We start from the raw sequence: 17,613 nt of genomic DNA on the forward strand, positions 1-17,613 counted from the left end.
ATTATGAATCATCACTCCCCCCTAACTATCCTGGTAATTGATGATTGTGCCGCAGATCGGGAAATATATCGTCACTTTTTGCAGCATGACAGGCTGTACACCTATCACATTGTAGAGTTTGAGACAGTAACAGAGGCAATGGGATGGTGTCAGCAACAGACAGCAGATGTCATTTTGCTGGATTATTTATTGCCTGATGGGGATGGTTTGGAGTTTCTTCAGCAATTAAACCAATCTCTGAGCATGAGAAAATCGGCGGTGATCATGCTCACAGAACAAGGGGATGAAAGCATCGCTGTCCGTGCCATGAAAAGTGGTGTCCAAGATTATTTATCCAAAAATTATCTCACCCCGGAAGTCTTACAAGGTGCAATTCATCATGCAGTCGAACGGGTGCATCTGACTCGACAGCTAGAACAAAGTCGGCAACAGCAACAGCTGATGGCTGCGATCGCATTACGGATTCATCAGTCACTCCAGCTAGAAGAAATTTTGGCTGTGACAACCGCAGAAGTCCGTCAGTTTCTTCAGGTAGATAGAGTAGTAATCTATCAATTTCAGCCGGATATGAGCGGGACTATCGTAGCAGAGTCTATAGTTCCAGGTTGGACAGTGGCTATGGGGGTAAAAGTTGAGGATAATTGCTTTCAACAAAGAGTTAAAGGCGACTATCATCAATGGAAAAGACGAGCGATCGCGGATATTTATCAAGCAGGCTTAACAGACTGTTATTTAAAGCTACTAGAGCGATTTGAAGTCAAAGCTGTTCTCTGTGTGCCGATTCTCGTCACCAATGAATTATGGGGATTATTAATTGCCCACCAATGTACTACACCCCGTCACTGGCAATCATTTGAACTAGATTTATTGGATCAACTGGGGGTGCAAATAGCGATCGCCATTCAGCAAGGGAGTGCCTACGAGCAAGCACAGGCAGAACTGCAAGAACGCAAACGAACAGAAGCAACTTTCAGAGAGAGCGAACAAAGGTTTCGCCAAATGGCAGATACTGCTCCGGTGCTGATTTGGATGGCTGGACTGGATAAACTTTGCTACTACTTCAATAAAACCTGGTTAGACTTTACTGGCAAAACCCTAGAACAAGAGGCGGGCGATGGTTGGGTGCAAGGAGTGCATCCCAATGACTTGCTAGCGTGTTTAGATATTTATTTCACAGCTTTTGATGCTCGCCAAAAGTTCCAAATGGAATATCGCCTCAAACGCTTTGATGGAGAATATCGCTGGATTTTGGATACAGGCACACCCCGCTTTACCAGTGAAGGAGAATTTCTGGGCTATATCGGTTCGTGTATAGATATTAGCGAACGCAAGCAGGTAGAGCAAGCCCTGCGGCGGAACGAAGAGCGGTTAAATTTAGCTCTAGATGCGGCAGGTATGGGTAATTGGGAATGGAATATTCCCACAGGAGCAATTCACTGGTCGCCTAGCCTAGAACGACTGTTTGGCATTAATCCCGGCAGCTTTAATGGAAAGTATGAAACAGTTGTGGCGATGATGCACCCAGATGATCGCCAGAGAGTTTTACAAGCAATTAATCGTGCTGTTCATGAGAGAGAAGAGTACAACATCGAATTTCGCTTTATTAAACCTGATGGCACGCCACGCTGGGCGTTGGGGAAAGGGCGTGTCTTTTATGACCAACAGGGTAATCCTGTGCGTATGAGTGGCGTTGATGTAGACATCACGGAACGCAAACAGGTACAAGTTGCCCTACAGGAGAGTGAAGCTCGCTTTCAAACGTTCATGAATCATAGTCCCGCCGTTGCCTGGATTACCAATGAACATGGTCAGATAGTCTATTTGAGCCAAACTTATTTCCGCACCCTGCAACTTCCCGGTGAAACACCAGAGGATGTGATTGGCAAGACAGCTTTTGATATCTATCCGGCGGAAATTGCCCAGCAGATTGTGAATAATATTCGCCATGTGGTACAGACTCAGCAAATCCAGGAAACTATCGAACAAGCCCCCAAGCGAGACGGCACACTGGGCGATTTCTTAGTCTATAAATTCCCTCTACCGCGAACGACTGGAGAATCACTAGTTGGTGGCGTTGCCGTTGATATTACCGATAAAATTCGTGCAGAACAGGCATTACAACAACTCAATCAAGAACTCGAAACCAGAGTTGCAGAACGCACAGCCGCTTTACAAGAAAGTGAAGAACGCTGGCATTTGGCAGTGCGAGGCAGTAATGATGGGATTTGGGACAATAACATCAAAACGAATGAAATTTTCTTCTCGACTCGTTGGGAAGAAATGCTGGGCTTCACTAGTTATGAACTTAGTCGCAGTCGAGAAGGATGGTCAAGCCGCATTCATCCTGAAGATCATGATCGCATCATCAAGGTGATCGCTGACCATTTAGCCCACAAGACACCATTTTTCCAAGAAGAATACCGGGTACAATGCAAAGATGGCTCTTATATATGGGTATTAGATCGGGGTCAGGCATTGTGGGACGAAGCAGGCAATGCCATTCGCATGAGTGGCTCGTCTACAGATATTACCAGACGCAAACAGGCTGAAGCCGAGTTGTTGGAAGTTTCTCGATTGCAACAAGCAATTTTGGAATGTACTGATTATGCGATTATTTCCCTCAATTCCCAGGGTATTATCCAAAGCTTTAATATTGCTGCTCAACGAATGCTGGGTTATACCGCAGATGAAGTGATTGGTCGGGTAACGCCTGAAATATTTCACGACCCAAAAGAACTGAAGCAAGAAGCAGAGAGACTCTCACAAAAATTGGGCAGGGAAATTCCACCGGGGGTAGAATTTTTTCAAATCGTCGCCCAAATAGAAAGCAGTTATGAGCAGGAATGGACTTACATCCGTCAAGACGGTTCGCGTTTTCCCGTATTGCTCTCGATAAAAGTCCTGTACAACTTAGAAGGAGAGACAATTGGATGTTTGGGGACTGCCAAAGATATCACCCAGCAAAAACATCTAGAAAGTCAATTACGCAAGAATACAGCCAACCTCGCCACCGCTCAACGAATTGCTGATATGGGTAGTTGGGAATTTGACTTGCAAACCCAAAAGATTATTTGGTCAGAAGAGGTCTTTCGTATCTTTGGATATGATCCAGCATCTGGTACACCCAGCTATGAAGAATTACTCCAGTCCACCCATCCAGACGATCGCGACAATTTTAATTTTACTGTCCAGCAAACGATTATCAATGGACAGCCTTACCAAATAGAGTCCCGATTTACTCGCGCCGATGGAAGTTTACTCCATGTACTAGCACGAGGCGAAGCGATCTTGAATGCAAATGGCGAACCCATGCGGTTGTTCGGCATTGTCCAGGATATTACTGCAAGCAAACAAGTAGAAGAAGCCCTGCGCCAGAGTGAACACCGCTATGCCACCTTAGCAGAAGCATCTCCAGTAGCTATTCTTCGGTTTGATACGGCTGGTAATTGCATCTATGTCAACGAGCGTTGGTCAGAAATGACAGGTAGACCCACACACACAGCATTAGAAAAGGGCTGGATGGAGGTTTTACACCCAGAAGATCGTGATCATTTGGTATTCTTATTTTGTTGTTTGCAATTTACCCAGTGGATAGAGAGCTTGCAGCTAAAAGATGACTCTCGTCTGCTTGTGGAATGGTCTAGATTATTTAAGCAAGGCGGATTTTTTCGCAGCGAAGGCAGATTGGTAAATTCAGATGGAAGCATTATCTGGGTTTACTGTCAAGCACTACCTGAAACCAACCCCAGTGGTAATATTATCGGTCATGTCGGAACTCTGACAGATATTAGCGATCGCAAACAATTTGAGTTAGAAGTTATTCAAAATCGAGATTTGCGAGAAGCCATCTTTAACGAATCCGCCGATGCGATTTTCTTAGTAGACACCGATACCCAATTAATTTTTGACTGTAATCGTCGCGCAGTTGAGTTATTTGAAGCCTCAAGCAAAGAGGAATTAATCAATATTGATGGTCATACGCTGCAACGTCACCAATTTACCCCCCAGGAATTAGGAGAAATTACAGAGCAATTGGAGCAAAAATCTTTTTGGAGTCAGGAAATTGAATATGTGACCAGTAAAGGTAATCTCTTTTGGGGTAATTTAGCCGCTAAACAAATTACCGTAGCTGGGAAGGTCATTAACTTGGTGCGAGTGAGCGATATCAGCGATCGCAAGAAAACGATAGAACAGATTCAGCGATCGCTAGAAGAGAAAGACACATTACTCAAAGAAATTCACCATCGAGTTAAAAACAACCTGCAAATTATCTCCAGCTTACTGAGAATGCAAACTAGACGAACTGGGGATGAAACAACCTTGATGCTATTTCAAGAGTCCCAAAATCGTGTCCAATCGATGGCTTTGATTCATGAACAACTGTATCAATCGGCAGATATTTGTCAAATTGACTTTGGTGACTACATCCGCAGTCTGACAGATAATTTGTTTCGTAGCTACGGAGTCAGTCAAAGAAAGATTACCCTCAATGTAGAAACAAATGGCATCAAATTGACTCTTGATAATGCTATTCCCTGCGGATTGATGATTAACGAATTAGTTTCTAATTGCCTGAAATATGCTTTTCCCGAACAACAGCAGGGAAATATTACGATTTGTTTGGAAGCAGTCCCAGAAAATCAAATAATTTTGATTGTTAAAGATAATGGCGTTGGTATTCCCGAAACATTCGATTGGCAAAATAGCAACACTTTAGGCTTGAGGATTGTGAGAAATCTGACGAGACAGTTAAAAGGTAATATGATTTTAAAGCGCGATCGCGGTACGAGTTTTTATATTTACTTTGCCCAGTAATGGGGATACCAGAATTAACTGCACAAAAAACCCCACCCCGCCAAAACTACGTTTTGTCTCCCCTCCCCGCTTGCGGGGAGGGGATTAAGGGGTGGGGTAAAAAGTAGCTGGGATAAGCGTTATAAATCCTAAAACAACTAACCTGCACGCTGCTCTGTTAGCACTTGATAAGCATAATTGAAATCATCGGTACTAATCTTGATTTCCGTGGGGTCTGTCAGACCTTCCGAGCGAAAACGGCGGATAGCTTCTACAGCAGCTTGATTGCTGAGTAAAGTTAAATCTGCACCATTCCAGTCCTTGGTCATCTCTGCCCAATATGGCAAATCCACATCTTGCAGTGGTCGTCCTTGACAATGGACTTCCAGAATCGCCAACCGACTAGCTAAATCAGGTAAATCTACCTTCATCTGTAAATCTAAGCGTCCAGCGCGTAATAAAGCTGGGTCAAGGGCATCAGGTCGATTGGTCGCCCCAATCACTAAAATAGTGCTACCTACCTCTATCCCGTCTAACTCCGTGAGTAATTGTCCGACGACGCGATCGTTTACTCCCGAATCACCACTGAAACTGCCTCGTGCTGGGGCTAAGGTATCAATTTCATCAATAAATACTACGCAAGGTTCGGCTTGACGCGCCTTCGCAAATAATTCGCGCACCGCCTGTTCACTCGCACCTACCCAACGGCTGAGTAATTCCGGGCCGTTCACACCAATAAAATTAGCTCTAGCTTGGGACGCAACGGCTTTGGCTAGTAAAGTTTTGCCTGTTCCTGGAGGCCCCCACAACAAGATACCCTTGGGTGCAAGGGCTTTAGTTTGCAGGTAAAGTTCTGGATACAGTAACGCCCCTTCGACTGATTCCCGTAGGGTTTGCTTAATGTTATCCAAACCGCCAATGTCTTCCCAGGCGATGTGGGGAACTTCTACTTCCACACTCCGCAAGACGGCTGGTTTGATTTCCTTGAGTGCTTGTAAAAAGTCAGCTTGGCTAACGGTCATATTCTCTGGAATGTCTCCTTCAATCGAAGGAATTTGACGGCGGAGGGCAGTGTAGGCAGCCTTTTGACAGACAGCTTTCAAGTCAGCCCCTACAAATCCTACCGCCCGTTCTGCGATCGCATCCAGATCAACAGTCTCTTCCAAAGGCATAGCACGACTGAGAATTTGCAGAATTTCTCTGCGTCCTTTCACATCTGGGACACGAAACTGCACTTCCCGGTCAAACCTTCCCGGACGACGCAAAGCTGGGTCAAGATGTTCGGGACGGTTCGTAGCAGCCAGCACAATCACACCTTGACTGTGAGAGAAACCGTCCATCAAGCTCAATAGTTGGGCTACCAGGCGTTTTTCTACTTCGCCTTCCACCGCACTCCGGTCTGGGGCTAAACTATCAATTTCATCAATAAAGATAATACAGGGAGCATTCTTAGCGGCTTTCTCAAAAATACCCCGCAGTCTTTGTTCCGCTTCCCCGTAATATTTGCTGATGACTTCTGGCCCTACCAAGGCAATGTAATTAACGCCGAGTTCTTCAGCTAAAGCCCGCGCTGTTAGGGTTTTACCAGTTCCAGGAGGGCCAACTAACAGTACACCCCTTGTAGCTTCCAGTCCCAATTTCGCCAGCAAATCAGGACGTTTTAAGGGGATAGCAATCAGTTCTTTCAGTTCTTTAAGAATTTCACCCAGTCCCCCGACATCTTTTAAAGCATCACCAGAGGGGGAATCAGGTGGTGGCACAACCTCAGCATCTCCCCCACCACCACCACCATTAGGATTAGGAGCAGGTTGAGTGCGGATACGGCTTGTACCAATATCGTTACCCATATTATTAGGACGTGGTATTCCCCTACTACGAGGAATACCACTCATTGGACGCGAGTTAATCTGCACATCCGTCTTAATTTCGCCTTTCTCAATCTTATCCTCTAAAGTTTTCACTAATTCTAATAATTGCTCAAATCCCTTGAATAATTCACTCATACAATTACTCCAAAAATATTACTTTTCTTTTGTGGTATGGCGTTTCCTAATCAAATGAGGTATATCATAGCCCCCTCCTTGCCTGCGGGGAGGGGGTTGGGGGTGGGGTTCTTGTACCTCACTAAAGCGAGAACCGCTATATTCATCGTTTATTTGCAGTTAATTCCTCAACTTCAAATAAAAGATTCGCTGCCCCTTGAATCCGCGCGATCGGTTCAACAGATCGCGGTAATCCGGGTAAGCGAATAATTGTTTGTTCTGGAAATAAACTGCCATCAATTTCTACCTCTTGACTGTAGCGATTCTGCACCACATAACGCTGACTAACACCCATTTTCTTCAGGGATTCTGTTAAACGTATGTGTTCAGATATAATTGCCGCTTCCGACTGAATGACACCAATAAATTGAGTATGTTGGGGATTTTTTAGTTTCTTTTGTGCTTGTACAACTTGTTGGCGTAAGTGGCGCAATCGCCCAATAAAATCAACTCTACCCAAAACATCTTGATATTTGATCCACAGCTTAAATATCCAAGATAACCAATCCCCTAAAGCCGATGGCATCTCTAAAAAACTCAGCAGATGACCCGTTGGGGCTGTATCTAAAATAATTAAATCTTGCTGGTTACTATCTAACAAATCCATCACAGTCACCAGGGATAACATCTCATCAATTCCCGGTAAAGCCTGAGACATAATTTGCCGCCACGCCTCTGGAACGTAGGCAACATTTACTGTTGTCTCTGTTTGCGAACCTTCACCGCTAATCATATCTGCTAATTCCCAGAGATAATCTGAGCGGAATTGTTCTAAAACTCTATTAGCATCAATTTCTTGTCCACTCAAATTAGATGCTAGAGACGTAGGTTCATGACCAAACTCTTTACCAAAAGCATCGCCTAGAGAGTGGGCTGGATCTATTGAAATTACTCGGATTCTTTTCTGGGGATGTTGTTGAGCAGAAGCCCAAGCGATCGCAGCTGCTACTGTTGTTTTTCCTACCCCTCCTTTACCCCCAACAATGATTAATTGACATCCTTCATTTAAAAAATCATTGAAGCTAGGTAAAACTTTATTCGGCCATTGAATCGTCGGTGGTGGAGCAAGTTCTACACTCTCAATTTTTTGAATTTGGGATGCTAAAGCATCTAAAGATACCCCACCCAAGGGTTCTACTCTCTGTTGAGGAACGATGAAAACAGGTTGGTTAGGTACAAGTTCTAAATATTTTTTGATGAGATTTTGCTGTTCAGCATAACGGTCTAGTTCTATATCTGCATTTGTCAACACTCGATTGATAAATAAACCAGCATAAGGAACTTCTAGGGTTTCTAAACTATTAATAAACCGTTCAGTTTCTAAGAAACACATAGGTTCAGAAATACCGACCACTAAGCAACCGGTAAAGGTTTCATCTTGCAGTAAACGCCTACCTTCTGCTAGTTGGGTTTTCATTTCTACCAAAAAGTTATCGACTTCATCAGCCGTATAACTACCTCTAAAAGTTTTGGTGATGACCCGGTGCTTTTCTTGGAACAATTCTAAGGAATTTAAAATAACATCTAAGAAATCTTTTAAGCGCAATAAATTTAATGTATGCCCAGAAGGGGCCATGTCTACAACTACACGATCTACCTCTTTTTCAGCTAGCAGGCGTTGAATTTCTAGCAACCCCATTAATTCATTTAAGCCAGGCCAGTCTAAATCCCAAACTGGTGCTAAATCGTCTCCATCTGCTAAACTACCTCGCTCAACCAGTAATTCTAAAAAGTAGCTATATTTAGCTTTAAATTCCAACAACAGCTTTTGAGCATCCAATGCTTGAATGCTCAAATTAGGTAAATCAGCTAATGGTGAGGGAATATCATTAACTTCTGAGAGCAATACATCTCCTAAAGAATGAGCCGGGTCTGTAGAAATTAACCGAATCTTTTCTTGAGGAAATCTTCTAGCCCAATCACGAGCGAAACTGCAAGAGATGGTAGTTTTTCCAACCCCACCTTTGCCGCTAAACATAACTAGATTTAGTGAATCGTAGTGGTTCATAATAAACTTAATAATTAAATAAAGTGATAAGGGGGAAGAGATTCACCCAAAATTAAATTCCAATGTGGGCAATATTGTTGCCAAGATAAAACCTGTTCTAAAAGTAAGGCTTTATCATAACGACTGACTAAAAGATAAATCCTTAATTCTTCTGCCTGTTGTTGAAATATCACAGATGATTGATAAATTTCTGTGATGAGATTAATTAGGCTATCTTTTTCCTCATTTTGGGCAATACTAAAGCTTTTTTGAGTTTCATAGTGTTGTTTTTTCGCTAAAAAATAATCTCTACCGCTTCCTACAGATACCTTTGCTGGCTCTGCGAAAACTTGGGGAATGAGTTTTAAAGTATATTCATTTTTATCTTGAATATCTTCTAGTTTTTCTAGATATTCTTGAGCATGAGCCTCTAGATGATTGAGCAAGGTTTCATGGGAAGTAAAATTAGTGCCGAAACGCAAAGGTAAAATTGTAGTTTGGCGAAATAGTTCACAAACAACGCGATCGTGATTTAACACCATTTTGATGACTTGATCATCATTATTTTGGTATGACTCTAAAGATATTTCCGGTTCAACAACGGCTGAGATATTCGTACCATTAATCAACATGACCTGACTAATATTACCCTGGGGCAAGTTTAAAGGAAAGTCAGGATTTTTGATAAAAGCGTAAGTGTAAAAATTCTGCGATCGCATCATGTTAACCTAACAAAAATATTTAAAATTTTAACCTCTAATAATCAGAATATATATCTTGACATAAAACTCAAAAATGGTCTGATTTTAGTTAAGGTATTTACATTACAAAAAACTTAGTTATAATGCTATCAATTATCCAGGTATTTCTAATGAAGAAAGTACGTAATCGCGGAGCAATCAGACCTAAAATTACTACAATGCCTCGGAGTAAATCTGAGTCTTCCCATCAATTAGAGCTTTATAAATTAGTTACAGAACAGCAACGAATTAAGCAAGAGTTGGAGTTTATTGAGCAACGTTCCGTGCTACTAAAACAACGCTTAATTACACTCAAAACCCAGATAGAAGATACGGAAAAAAATATTCGTTTTTTACGTACTTCCGAGTCAGGAGTGCCTATTGTAGCTCAGACCAAAAAAGTATTTGAACCCAACACTTACCAAGCTTTTGATATTGAATACTAAGCTTTTAAGATTAGCTTAATCAACCAATATAACAACAACTATTAAACTATTAACCCGCAAATGCGGGTTTTAAATTGTTTAATTTCACTGTCAACTAGAAGTAAGTTTGTAGTAAGGACTTTAGTCCTGATTATCTCGTCTATAAGCAATAAACCTCTTGCATAAATGCTGAAGCTGTCATGTTGAGCAAAGCAAAACATCTCAAAGATTATACATTTCATTCAGAATGACACATCTCATTTTCGGACTTTTGCAAGAGGTCTAAGAAATCACCTTAAGGTGATAAGACCAGATTTTCATTATCCTCATATTCTGCTCTAAACTGGGGTTGCTCTTGGTAAATGTCATTCACTTCAGATTCTGCTATAAACAGAGGTTGCATAACAAAATCATCATCATCTTCTTCTTGTTCTGCTTCCAATTCCGCCTCCAGACGCAATTCCTCTTCCAAAGCTTGAATTTTCAAAAGAAGTTCTTCTTCTTGCTCATCAAATTCATCTTCAGAAATTTCGCCCATATCAAATGATAATTGCAGGCTTAATAACTGTTTATTGAGATTTTCTTGAGCATCAAATTCAGTATTAGTCCTCTCTTGAATTTGTTCTCCAATCCACATCAGTCCATTAATTGGCCCCATCACTGGAAGTAGTAATATTTTTCCAAGCATAATTATCAACTCCTATTCAGAAATTTGAGCAAATGTATAAGGTGCAGTAAAGTTGTTGTAGCGAATGCGTAAGCGTTCAGCAAAGTTTTGGTCAATTGCTTCGACTCGTTCACTAAATAGAGATTCGTTTTCCCAAGGAATCAGAAAAGCAGCATTGTAAATCATGTCTTCTGTCATCGGGTCACTTTCTATCACCTCACTTGCTAGAGGTTTTAGCTCATTAAAGAAGGCTTGAATTACAGAGTCCTTGCGAGCCGCTAAATTACTTTCAATTAATTGACCAATGTGAATTATCTCCTCCATGCTTAATGTCTTACCTTCCATTTGGTCACGCTGCTGCTTCAAGCCTGGATTAGACTCCATCATTGCTTGTAATTCAGCCTTGGTATCCCAAAAAATCTTGACGCTCACTTCTCGCGTTCCGTTCAATTTTTGAAATAACTCTTGCAATTTATCCTTATATGGTTGGATAAGTTGTGTAATTACTGCGTCCCAATTTTTTACAACCAATCCAAACCGCAAAGGGAGAAGAGTTCTGAAACCTTCTTGCATTGCTTCTTCTAGGACTTTTTCATGACTGATTAAATTCCGACGAGATGCTAAGTATTTTTCTTTTTTTGCCTCTGAATATAAAAAAGTAAATCCATCAATGACCTGACTATAAACAGGTTGAGCATCCAATCCTTGAATAGCAAGTTCTTCAGGGATTGAATCAGGAAAAATGCCGTATAGATAAAAACCGCAATCCATGATTATCAAAAATACTTACGTTAATTACATTGGTTGTGAAGTTAAAACTAGTCGCAACTTCGCATGAATAAGATTGATTTGAGCTAGACCTAAATCTATTTCACCGTCTACAACAATTCCCGTATTTAAAAGACGGTCTAGTAGTTCTAGGACTGAAGGTTGAGTTCCCGGCTGACCAGGATAATAAGAGCCAGGTGAGGGTAAAAGAGTCCCAACATCTCCTAAATTTATATTCAAGTCTGCTGGGTCAATCTCAAAAATCTGACACAAATTTAAAACTTGTTCCTCTAACTTTTGCAAGCTTTCTGCTGCTCGCTCTAATTCAGATTCACTCAGGCATTCCTTTTCCATGCGCCGAATTACTTGCGCTTCCATCAGCTGACGTACAAGTTCCACTACAGTCAAAAGTAGAGGAACTAAACCCGCCTGGCTGTTAGCTTTAGAAGTGGTAGGTGGCAAGTTGGAAGAGTTTTCAACTGGAGTACAAACCATTGTCATGATGCCATCTACCTTTTCTAGTTATGAGTGCTGAGTGATGTTAGCGGTAGCGCGGCGTTTAGCCGGTGATGAGTGATGAGTTATGAGTCTAGATGTCAAACTGGGAATCATTTACCAATTTGACATTTGCCTCGTGTATTGGCTGGCAATCATTTTCAGTATTACTATCACTATTAACTGCTAATGTAACTGCCTCCTTTACATTGGCAGAGGTGAGTAAACGCAACTGTGTTTCTAAACTTTCCAGCCGTTGATGAAGTTGCTGGTTTTCCTCAATTAAATGTTGAGACTTACTACTGAGATAGGGGTCATTTTCCCACCAATTGATACCCATCTCACGCGCTTTATCAACGGAAGAAATTAACAGGCGAATGCGAATATGTATCAGTTCAGTTGAGGCGATAGATATAGAAATATCACCAGCAATCACAATTCCTTTATCTAAAACTCGTTCGAGAATATCTGCCAAGGTTGAACCTTGTGTAGATGTGGGCATAACTCGACTGGAGTTAGTTTGAGGACGTGTTGGCTGTAATGGGGTAGTAGTCACGATTAATTTGACTCTTCAATGGGATTTATACGGTTGTTAATCACTAAGCCTTGTTGCTGGATAGGCGCAGGATGTTCTTCAGTTGGCTGTTGCACAACTTCAGAATGGCCATTACTTAACGGAGAATCAGCCGCCACTGTTTCATCGGAAGCGACACGATGATGTGATTCCTCTATTCCTTGTATATGTAGGTGGTTGAGTAATTCTAAGAAAATTGTTGTAGCTTCGCTAGCAGACCAATTGGTGCGATTGAATAGCACATCTGCACAAATTTCTCGAAAATCTGTATTTTCTGGTAATACCAAAATATTGTGTTCCGCACATACTTTAGCAATCATTAAACAAGAGCGCAAACCGGAAGTCTTCTCTGCACCTGTACCCTGGCGGAATGCTCTAACTAACCGCACAATTAACTGTGCATCATCTCTAGAAATGCTAGTTTTATGAACTAATATCTCGGTTTGAGTTAGTTCATCTGGTTCTGGCATATTAATCGTTACCAACCTATCCATTAAAGCGTCCTGAGTGGAGTGGACTCCGCAGTATTCTTCTGGATTGGAGGTGAAAATAGCTCTAAAATGGGGATTAACGTGGAGGTATTCTGGCTGATTGCTACTAGGAGGAAGGGTGAGAATTTTTTCTTCTAAAGCTGATAGTAAGACGTTATTAACTTCAGGTCTGGAACGATTAAATTCGTCATAGACTAAGGTAAAACCTTCTCGACAAGCTAAAGTCAATCTAGAATCAACCCAAGTTTGTTTAAATTCGTCCTCAACTTTGAGAACGCTGTGAATGTAATTGTCCGTTAACTTTTTATGGGTGTAACCAGATTCACTGCCAATCAAATCAGAACTTTTAAATTCGTCATCACCGAAAAGTAACATGATTGGTCTATCTAAACAGTTAGCCAAGTGCATGGCTAAGGTTGTTTTACCTGCACCGGCTGGGCCACGTAAGTGAATAGCAAACCCTGATGTGAGATAACGCAACGCCCGCATTGCTACCTGCTCAATTGATGGTGTGACGACAAATTGCCCAGGACGAACACGAAGAACAGCTCTTTTCTTATGATTTGCGGTGATAGTCATAAATTACGGTGAAGAGAAATAGTATTTCCAGAAAAAATTTAGATGCTTAGATACAATTTGTAACCTGATGTGTTAGTCTAGATAAACAACTCGTAAATAAACATCTATTACTAATCAACTCCTCTAAAATATAGGAGTTAATTGTTGTTAACTACGAAAAACAAGTTGAGGGATAAACTTTCAGGTTTAATCAACTCCTTGCATTCAATTTCGTAATAGCGTAAGATATGTAAAGTTTTACATTAAAACTCATTGTTGAATTTGCCCCCTGGTCTGAACAGTTTTTCAACTGTAAGATTAGGGGGTTTTACTATTTAGCCCAGCCAACAAATTAACTCCATTGTTTGGGATTGTTGACTAACTACTAAAATGAGCCAAAAACACTAGTAAACAAATCTTGCCGGAATTGGCGCAGATTCTGCCTTTGTGCGGTAGCTTGTTCGGTTCTGTCCTTTGCCGTTTCAGCTAAAAAGTCGTGGGTTGTTTGCTCCAGATTTTTGTGAAACTGATGCAAAAACTTCGATTGAGCTTGAGCTTGAGCAAACCTTGTTTTAGCTGTTTCAGCTAAAAAATCTTGAGTTGTGTACTCAAGTTCTTCGTGGAAAGTACGCAGTTCTTGAGCTTGCTTTTTAGCTTGCTCTTGTCTATTTGCTGTTGTAGCGGACAAGAATTCATGAGTCTCTCTACATAGTTGAGCTACTTCCTCAGCTATTGACTGATGCTCTTGCCGGATTCTTTGCATTAAAGCCGTCATGAGGTTCTCCGCAATATTATTAAAAGCGTAAATTAACTACATTTACTAGATAATTAATATCTAGCAAATGCAGTTCAAAGAATATCTGCTTTTTTCGTTTTTGCCTTTGATAACTCAGGTTGAACGAATAAAAGCAGAATATACATCAGAATTACAAACTCAGTAATACTGATTTTCTGGAAGCTACTTAATAATTAAGCAGGCATTGCGGCGGATTGAGTTAGACCTACAGCTTCTGCATATTTCAGGTAGGTTTCAACAGATGCGATAACGATGCGGGCTTCAATTGCCAACAATTCAATACCAACTAGTGAAACACGTACCCAAGCATCTACAACGATACCTTTGTCTAAAATACGGTCAATAACTTCAGCCAAGCTTGAGGAAGAATTAGTTTTTTCAACTGCCATGATTTTGTACCTTAACTAGTTGTTGTTTTGAACTTTATCTGAACGAGAGTAGAATATCAGAATTAATAATAGTTAATTTTGATATTCTGGAAGCTACTTAATAATTAAGCAGGCATTGCGGCGGATTGAGTTAGACCTACAGCTTCTGCATATTTCAGGTAGGTTTCAACAGACGCAATGACGATGCGAGCTTCAATCGCCAGCAATTCAATACCAACTAAAGAAACACGTACCCAAGCATCTACAACGATACCTTTGTCTAAGATACGGTCAATAACTTCAGCCAAGCTTGAGGAAGAATTGGTTTTTTCGACTGCCATGTTTTTACACCTTAACTCATTGTTGATTCGTAGTATTGGCTAGGCATTTGCCTTTGCTCTTTACTGCATTCATATTAGACACTGCTGTTCGGGAATGTAAAGAGTTTGACAGGAGAAAAAGTGTAAAGAAATGCAAAAATACTAATGATGTAACAAAAAAATTGCAGTTAATTGTTTGTGTTGTATATGTTGGAAATGTTTTTATATTAAGAATGTAAGTTTTAATGTTGTACTTTGTTTGTTTTGTTATTTTTAATGTAATTCTTTCTGTTGGAGAATATATTATATTTTCCTCAAAAATAAATTAACAAACTTAAGTAATATTACGGTTACTAAAACTTTGGGAAGATAACATAGGATATTTTTAACAATTATCTTTAGTAAAAAAATCATGTCTATAGAAGCTACTTCTGATCCAGTACGGAAGGGTGCATTAGCCGGACTAATTGCTGCTTTTGTGGATCAAGGACATCCACCTCAATATGCTCAAGTGATGGCAACTTCCATTATTTTTCAGACAGACCTAGATTTAAGGAATGCCCAAATCGCTAGTCTGTTAAATTGGCTAAAACAGGAAAATGAGAATATCTATACATCTGCCCTAAGTGTGGTGGAAACAACTCGTGAGGAATTTGAGCGTCGGGTTCAACAGGGTTGAGTTGATTTACTCTCTTGAGGAATGGGATGGTATTTTGAAGAAGAATTCAGCAGTCATTAAACCCCACCCCCAACCCCTCCCCGTTGACGGGGAGGGAGACAAAGCGTAGCTGTGGGGAGGTGGGGTTTTTTGGGCTTCATCAGCAATCAGGCGAACATGATATGACTGCTGAATTTTTTCTTGACGACTGAAAACAATGTACAAAATCCTCCCCAAAGAAATTGCCTCTATATACACACGCGACGGTGTACGCCTCGATGCAGATATCTATCGCCCTGATGAGGAAGGCGAGTTTCCTGTATTATTAATGCGACAACCCTATGGTAGAGCGATCGCGTCTACGGTGGTTTATGCTCATCCTAGTTGGTACGCTGCCCAAGGTTACATTGTAGTGATTCAAGATGTGCGGGGACGCGGTACTTCGGAGGGTGAGTTTAAGTTATTCGCCAACGAAATCACTGACGGTGCAGATAGCGTTAATTGGGCTGCAAGTCTACCGGGGAGTAATGGCCAGGTGGGAATGTATGGCTTTTCTTATCAGGGGATGACTCAATTGTACGCTGCGATCGCCAAACCACCAGCCCTAAAAACTATTTGCCCAGCGATGATTGGCTATGATTTATATACAGATTGGGCTTATGAAGGTGGTGCATTCTGTTTGCAAACAAATTTAGCTTGGGCGATACAATTAGCAACAGAAACTGCACGGTTACGAGGTGATCAAGAAACATATCAAGCTTTACTTACAGCCTCGCGCAATCTCCCGCTAAATCATCCCGAAATTCTGCAAAAACTTACACCAGAATCTTTCTATCACGATTGGGTAGCTCATTCGCAACCTGATACTTATTGGCAAGAACTCTCACCCAAAAGCCACTTCCAAAGTGTTGACTTGCCGATGTTTCATATCGGTGGATGGTTTGATACTTATCTGCGCGGTACATTGCATCTATACCAAGATATGGTAGCCCGCGCTAATACTCCCCAAAATTTAATCATTGGCCCTTGGGCGCATTTACCCTGGGGACGCAAAGTTGGTGCAGCTGATTTTGGTAAGCTAGCCACTAGCCCAATAGATCAAATGCAGATTCGTTGGTTTAATCAATTTCTCAAAGGTGTAGATACAGGTTTATTAAATGAGTCTCCTGTGTGCCTGTTTGAAATGGGTAGTAACATTTGGCAAGATTTACCCAGTTTACCTAAACCAAATCAGAAATCTTACTTTTTGTCAACCACCGGACTAGCCAGCATCAGAGAAGATGCAGGAATCCTTATACCCAATCCCCAGTTCCCAATCCCCAGTCCCCAAGACGTATTAGTCCACGACCCTTGGCGACCAGTGCCAGCGATGGGTGGTCATGCAGCAATGCCGGCGGGTGTGTTTGAGCGATCGCAAATTGATTGCCGTTCTGATGTGTTAACTTACACTAGTGAACCTTTAACCGCAGATTTATCTCTAGTTGGGGAAGTATTAGTAAAAATCTGCTGTCAATCTGACCAAGATAGTTATGATTTGTGTGCTGTAATGTCCCAGGTATATCCTGATGGCAGCGTGTACAACGTGACGCAAGGTTATTTACATTGCCAAGACGGTAAAAACAACGTTACTAGAAATATACAATTGCAAACGATATGTATAAGAATAGGAAAAGGTAATTGTTTGCGTTTGAGTTTGAGTTTAGCTTGTTACCCAGCCTATGCAATGAACTCTGGGAATGGGGTTGTTTTAAGTAGTACCCGTTTAATGAATGCTCAGATCATAACACTGAGTGTTAGTTGTGATGGTTCTCAGGTTGTGTTACCGATGATTGCTTAGATTTATCACCCAACTTCTCTGGGTAGATATTCAACCATCAACCTGCAAGCAAGTTTAGAATTTAAAGTAAAGAAATATTTCTTAGCTTACAGG

Annotated in this window: 15 protein-coding genes; 4 read left to right on the top strand and 11 right to left on the bottom strand. The window is 41.2% G+C overall.

The window, feature by feature from the left end:
* Positions 1-3: 3 nt before the first annotated feature.
* Positions 4-4,815 (top strand): PAS domain S-box protein, encoded by a 4,812-nt coding sequence (locus L6494_RS11105; RefSeq protein WP_237994764.1) that lies wholly within the window; start codon positions 4-6, stop codon positions 4,813-4,815.
* Between the two features lie 137 nt (positions 4,816-4,952).
* Here L6494_RS11105 and L6494_RS11110 read toward each other — a convergent pair whose 3' ends face one another.
* The 3 genes from L6494_RS11110 to L6494_RS11120 all read right to left on the bottom strand — a co-directional run bounded on the left by L6494_RS11110 (position 4,953) and on the right by L6494_RS11120 (position 9,545).
* Positions 4,953-6,797, bottom strand: a complete 1,845-nt coding sequence (locus L6494_RS11110) for an AAA family ATPase (RefSeq protein ID WP_237994766.1) — start codon at positions 6,795-6,797, stop codon at positions 4,953-4,955.
* Positions 6,798-6,939: 142 nt separating this feature from the next.
* Positions 6,940-8,844, bottom strand: a complete 1,905-nt coding sequence (locus tag L6494_RS11115; protein ID WP_237994768.1) for an ArsA family ATPase — start codon at positions 8,842-8,844, stop codon at positions 6,940-6,942.
* Between the two features lie 14 nt (positions 8,845-8,858).
* Positions 8,859-9,545: a GvpL/GvpF family gas vesicle protein gene (locus L6494_RS11120; protein ID WP_237994770.1), complete on the bottom strand. Its 687-nt coding sequence runs from the start codon at positions 9,543-9,545 to the stop codon at positions 8,859-8,861.
* 149 nt (positions 9,546-9,694) lie between these two features.
* On the opposite strand from L6494_RS11120, the gene L6494_RS11125 reads away from it, so the two are divergent.
* The gene (locus tag L6494_RS11125) at positions 9,695-10,009 is read left to right on the top strand and encodes a gas vesicle protein (protein WP_237994772.1); all 315 of its coding nucleotides are present in this window, start codon (positions 9,695-9,697) and stop codon (positions 10,007-10,009) included.
* Positions 10,010-10,283: 274 nt separating this feature from the next.
* Here the strand turns inward: L6494_RS11125 and L6494_RS11130 are convergent, their stop codons facing one another.
* The 8 genes from L6494_RS11130 to gvpA (L6494_RS11165) form a co-directional block, all read right to left on the bottom strand.
* Positions 10,284-10,676 (bottom strand): gas vesicle protein GvpG, encoded by a 393-nt coding sequence (locus L6494_RS11130; RefSeq protein WP_237994774.1) that lies wholly within the window; start codon positions 10,674-10,676, stop codon positions 10,284-10,286.
* 12 nt (positions 10,677-10,688) lie between these two features.
* On the bottom strand, positions 10,689-11,426 hold the full coding sequence (locus L6494_RS11135) for a GvpL/GvpF family gas vesicle protein (RefSeq protein ID WP_237994776.1): 738 nt from the start codon (positions 11,424-11,426) through the stop codon (positions 10,689-10,691).
* Between the two features lie 24 nt (positions 11,427-11,450).
* Positions 11,451-11,918, bottom strand: a complete 468-nt coding sequence (locus L6494_RS11140) for a gas vesicle protein K (protein WP_237995970.1) — start codon at positions 11,916-11,918, stop codon at positions 11,451-11,453.
* Positions 11,919-12,012: 94 nt separating this feature from the next.
* The gene (locus tag L6494_RS11145; RefSeq protein WP_237994778.1) at positions 12,013-12,474 is read right to left on the bottom strand and encodes a gas vesicle protein; all 462 of its coding nucleotides are present in this window, start codon (positions 12,472-12,474) and stop codon (positions 12,013-12,015) included.
* Between the two features lie 2 nt (positions 12,475-12,476).
* Positions 12,477-13,562, bottom strand: coding sequence for a gas vesicle protein GvpN (gene gvpN / locus L6494_RS11150; protein WP_237994780.1), 1,086 nt, complete (start codon positions 13,560-13,562; stop codon positions 12,477-12,479).
* 364 nt (positions 13,563-13,926) lie between these two features.
* The gene (gene gvpC, locus L6494_RS11155; RefSeq protein WP_237994782.1) at positions 13,927-14,316 is read right to left on the bottom strand and encodes a gas vesicle protein GvpC; all 390 of its coding nucleotides are present in this window, start codon (positions 14,314-14,316) and stop codon (positions 13,927-13,929) included.
* A gap of 194 nt (positions 14,317-14,510) precedes the next feature.
* Entirely contained in the window at positions 14,511-14,726 is a 216-nt protein-coding gene (gene gvpA, locus L6494_RS11160) for a gas vesicle structural protein GvpA (protein ID WP_010996411.1), read from the bottom strand.
* Positions 14,727-14,830: 104 nt separating this feature from the next.
* Positions 14,831-15,046 carry a gas vesicle structural protein GvpA gene (gene gvpA / locus L6494_RS11165; protein ID WP_010996411.1) on the bottom strand — a complete coding sequence of 72 codons (216 nt, stop codon included), beginning with the start codon at positions 15,044-15,046 and terminating at the stop codon, positions 14,831-14,833.
* Positions 15,047-15,437: 391 nt separating this feature from the next.
* Between gvpA (L6494_RS11165) and L6494_RS11170 the strand changes: the two genes are divergently transcribed.
* Together L6494_RS11170 and L6494_RS11175 are read left to right on the top strand one after the other, a co-directional pair.
* Positions 15,438-15,704 (top strand): hypothetical protein, encoded by a 267-nt coding sequence (locus L6494_RS11170; RefSeq protein ID WP_237994784.1) that lies wholly within the window; start codon positions 15,438-15,440, stop codon positions 15,702-15,704.
* A gap of 196 nt (positions 15,705-15,900) precedes the next feature.
* Positions 15,901-17,520 (top strand): CocE/NonD family hydrolase, encoded by a 1,620-nt coding sequence (locus L6494_RS11175; RefSeq protein WP_237994786.1) that lies wholly within the window; start codon positions 15,901-15,903, stop codon positions 17,518-17,520.
* Positions 17,521-17,613: the final 93 nt, after the last annotated feature.

Origin of the sequence: Nostoc sp. UHCC 0870 (assembly GCF_022063185.1) — a bacterium.
Lineage (GTDB): Bacteria > Cyanobacteriota > Cyanobacteriia > Cyanobacteriales > Nostocaceae > Trichormus.

Coding starts and splice junctions, on each gene's coding strand:
- L6494_RS11105 (WP_237994764.1), top strand. CDS start 4: ATGAATCATCACTCCCCCCTAACTATCCTGGTAATTGATGATTGTGCC.
- L6494_RS11110 (WP_237994766.1), bottom strand. CDS start 6,797: ATGAGTGAATTATTCAAGGGATTTGAGCAATTATTAGAATTAGTGAAA.
- L6494_RS11115 (WP_237994768.1), bottom strand. CDS start 8,844: ATGAACCACTACGATTCACTAAATCTAGTTATGTTTAGCGGCAAAGGT.
- L6494_RS11120 (WP_237994770.1), bottom strand. CDS start 9,545: ATGATGCGATCGCAGAATTTTTACACTTACGCTTTTATCAAAAATCCT.
- L6494_RS11125 (WP_237994772.1), top strand. CDS start 9,695: ATGAAGAAAGTACGTAATCGCGGAGCAATCAGACCTAAAATTACTACA.
- L6494_RS11130 (WP_237994774.1), bottom strand. CDS start 10,676: ATGCTTGGAAAAATATTACTACTTCCAGTGATGGGGCCAATTAATGGA.
- L6494_RS11135 (WP_237994776.1), bottom strand. CDS start 11,426: ATGGATTGCGGTTTTTATCTATACGGCATTTTTCCTGATTCAATCCCT.
- L6494_RS11140 (WP_237995970.1), bottom strand. CDS start 11,918: ATGGTTTGTACTCCAGTTGAAAACTCTTCCAACTTGCCACCTACCACT.
- gvpN (WP_237994780.1), bottom strand. CDS start 13,562: ATGACTATCACCGCAAATCATAAGAAAAGAGCTGTTCTTCGTGTTCGT.
- gvpC (WP_237994782.1), bottom strand. CDS start 14,316: ATGACGGCTTTAATGCAAAGAATCCGGCAAGAGCATCAGTCAATAGCT.
- gvpA (WP_010996411.1), bottom strand. CDS start 14,726: ATGGCAGTTGAAAAAACTAATTCTTCCTCAAGCTTGGCTGAAGTTATT.
- gvpA (WP_010996411.1), bottom strand. CDS start 15,046: ATGGCAGTCGAAAAAACCAATTCTTCCTCAAGCTTGGCTGAAGTTATT.
- L6494_RS11170 (WP_237994784.1), top strand. CDS start 15,438: ATGTCTATAGAAGCTACTTCTGATCCAGTACGGAAGGGTGCATTAGCC.
- L6494_RS11175 (WP_237994786.1), top strand. CDS start 15,901: ATGTACAAAATCCTCCCCAAAGAAATTGCCTCTATATACACACGCGAC.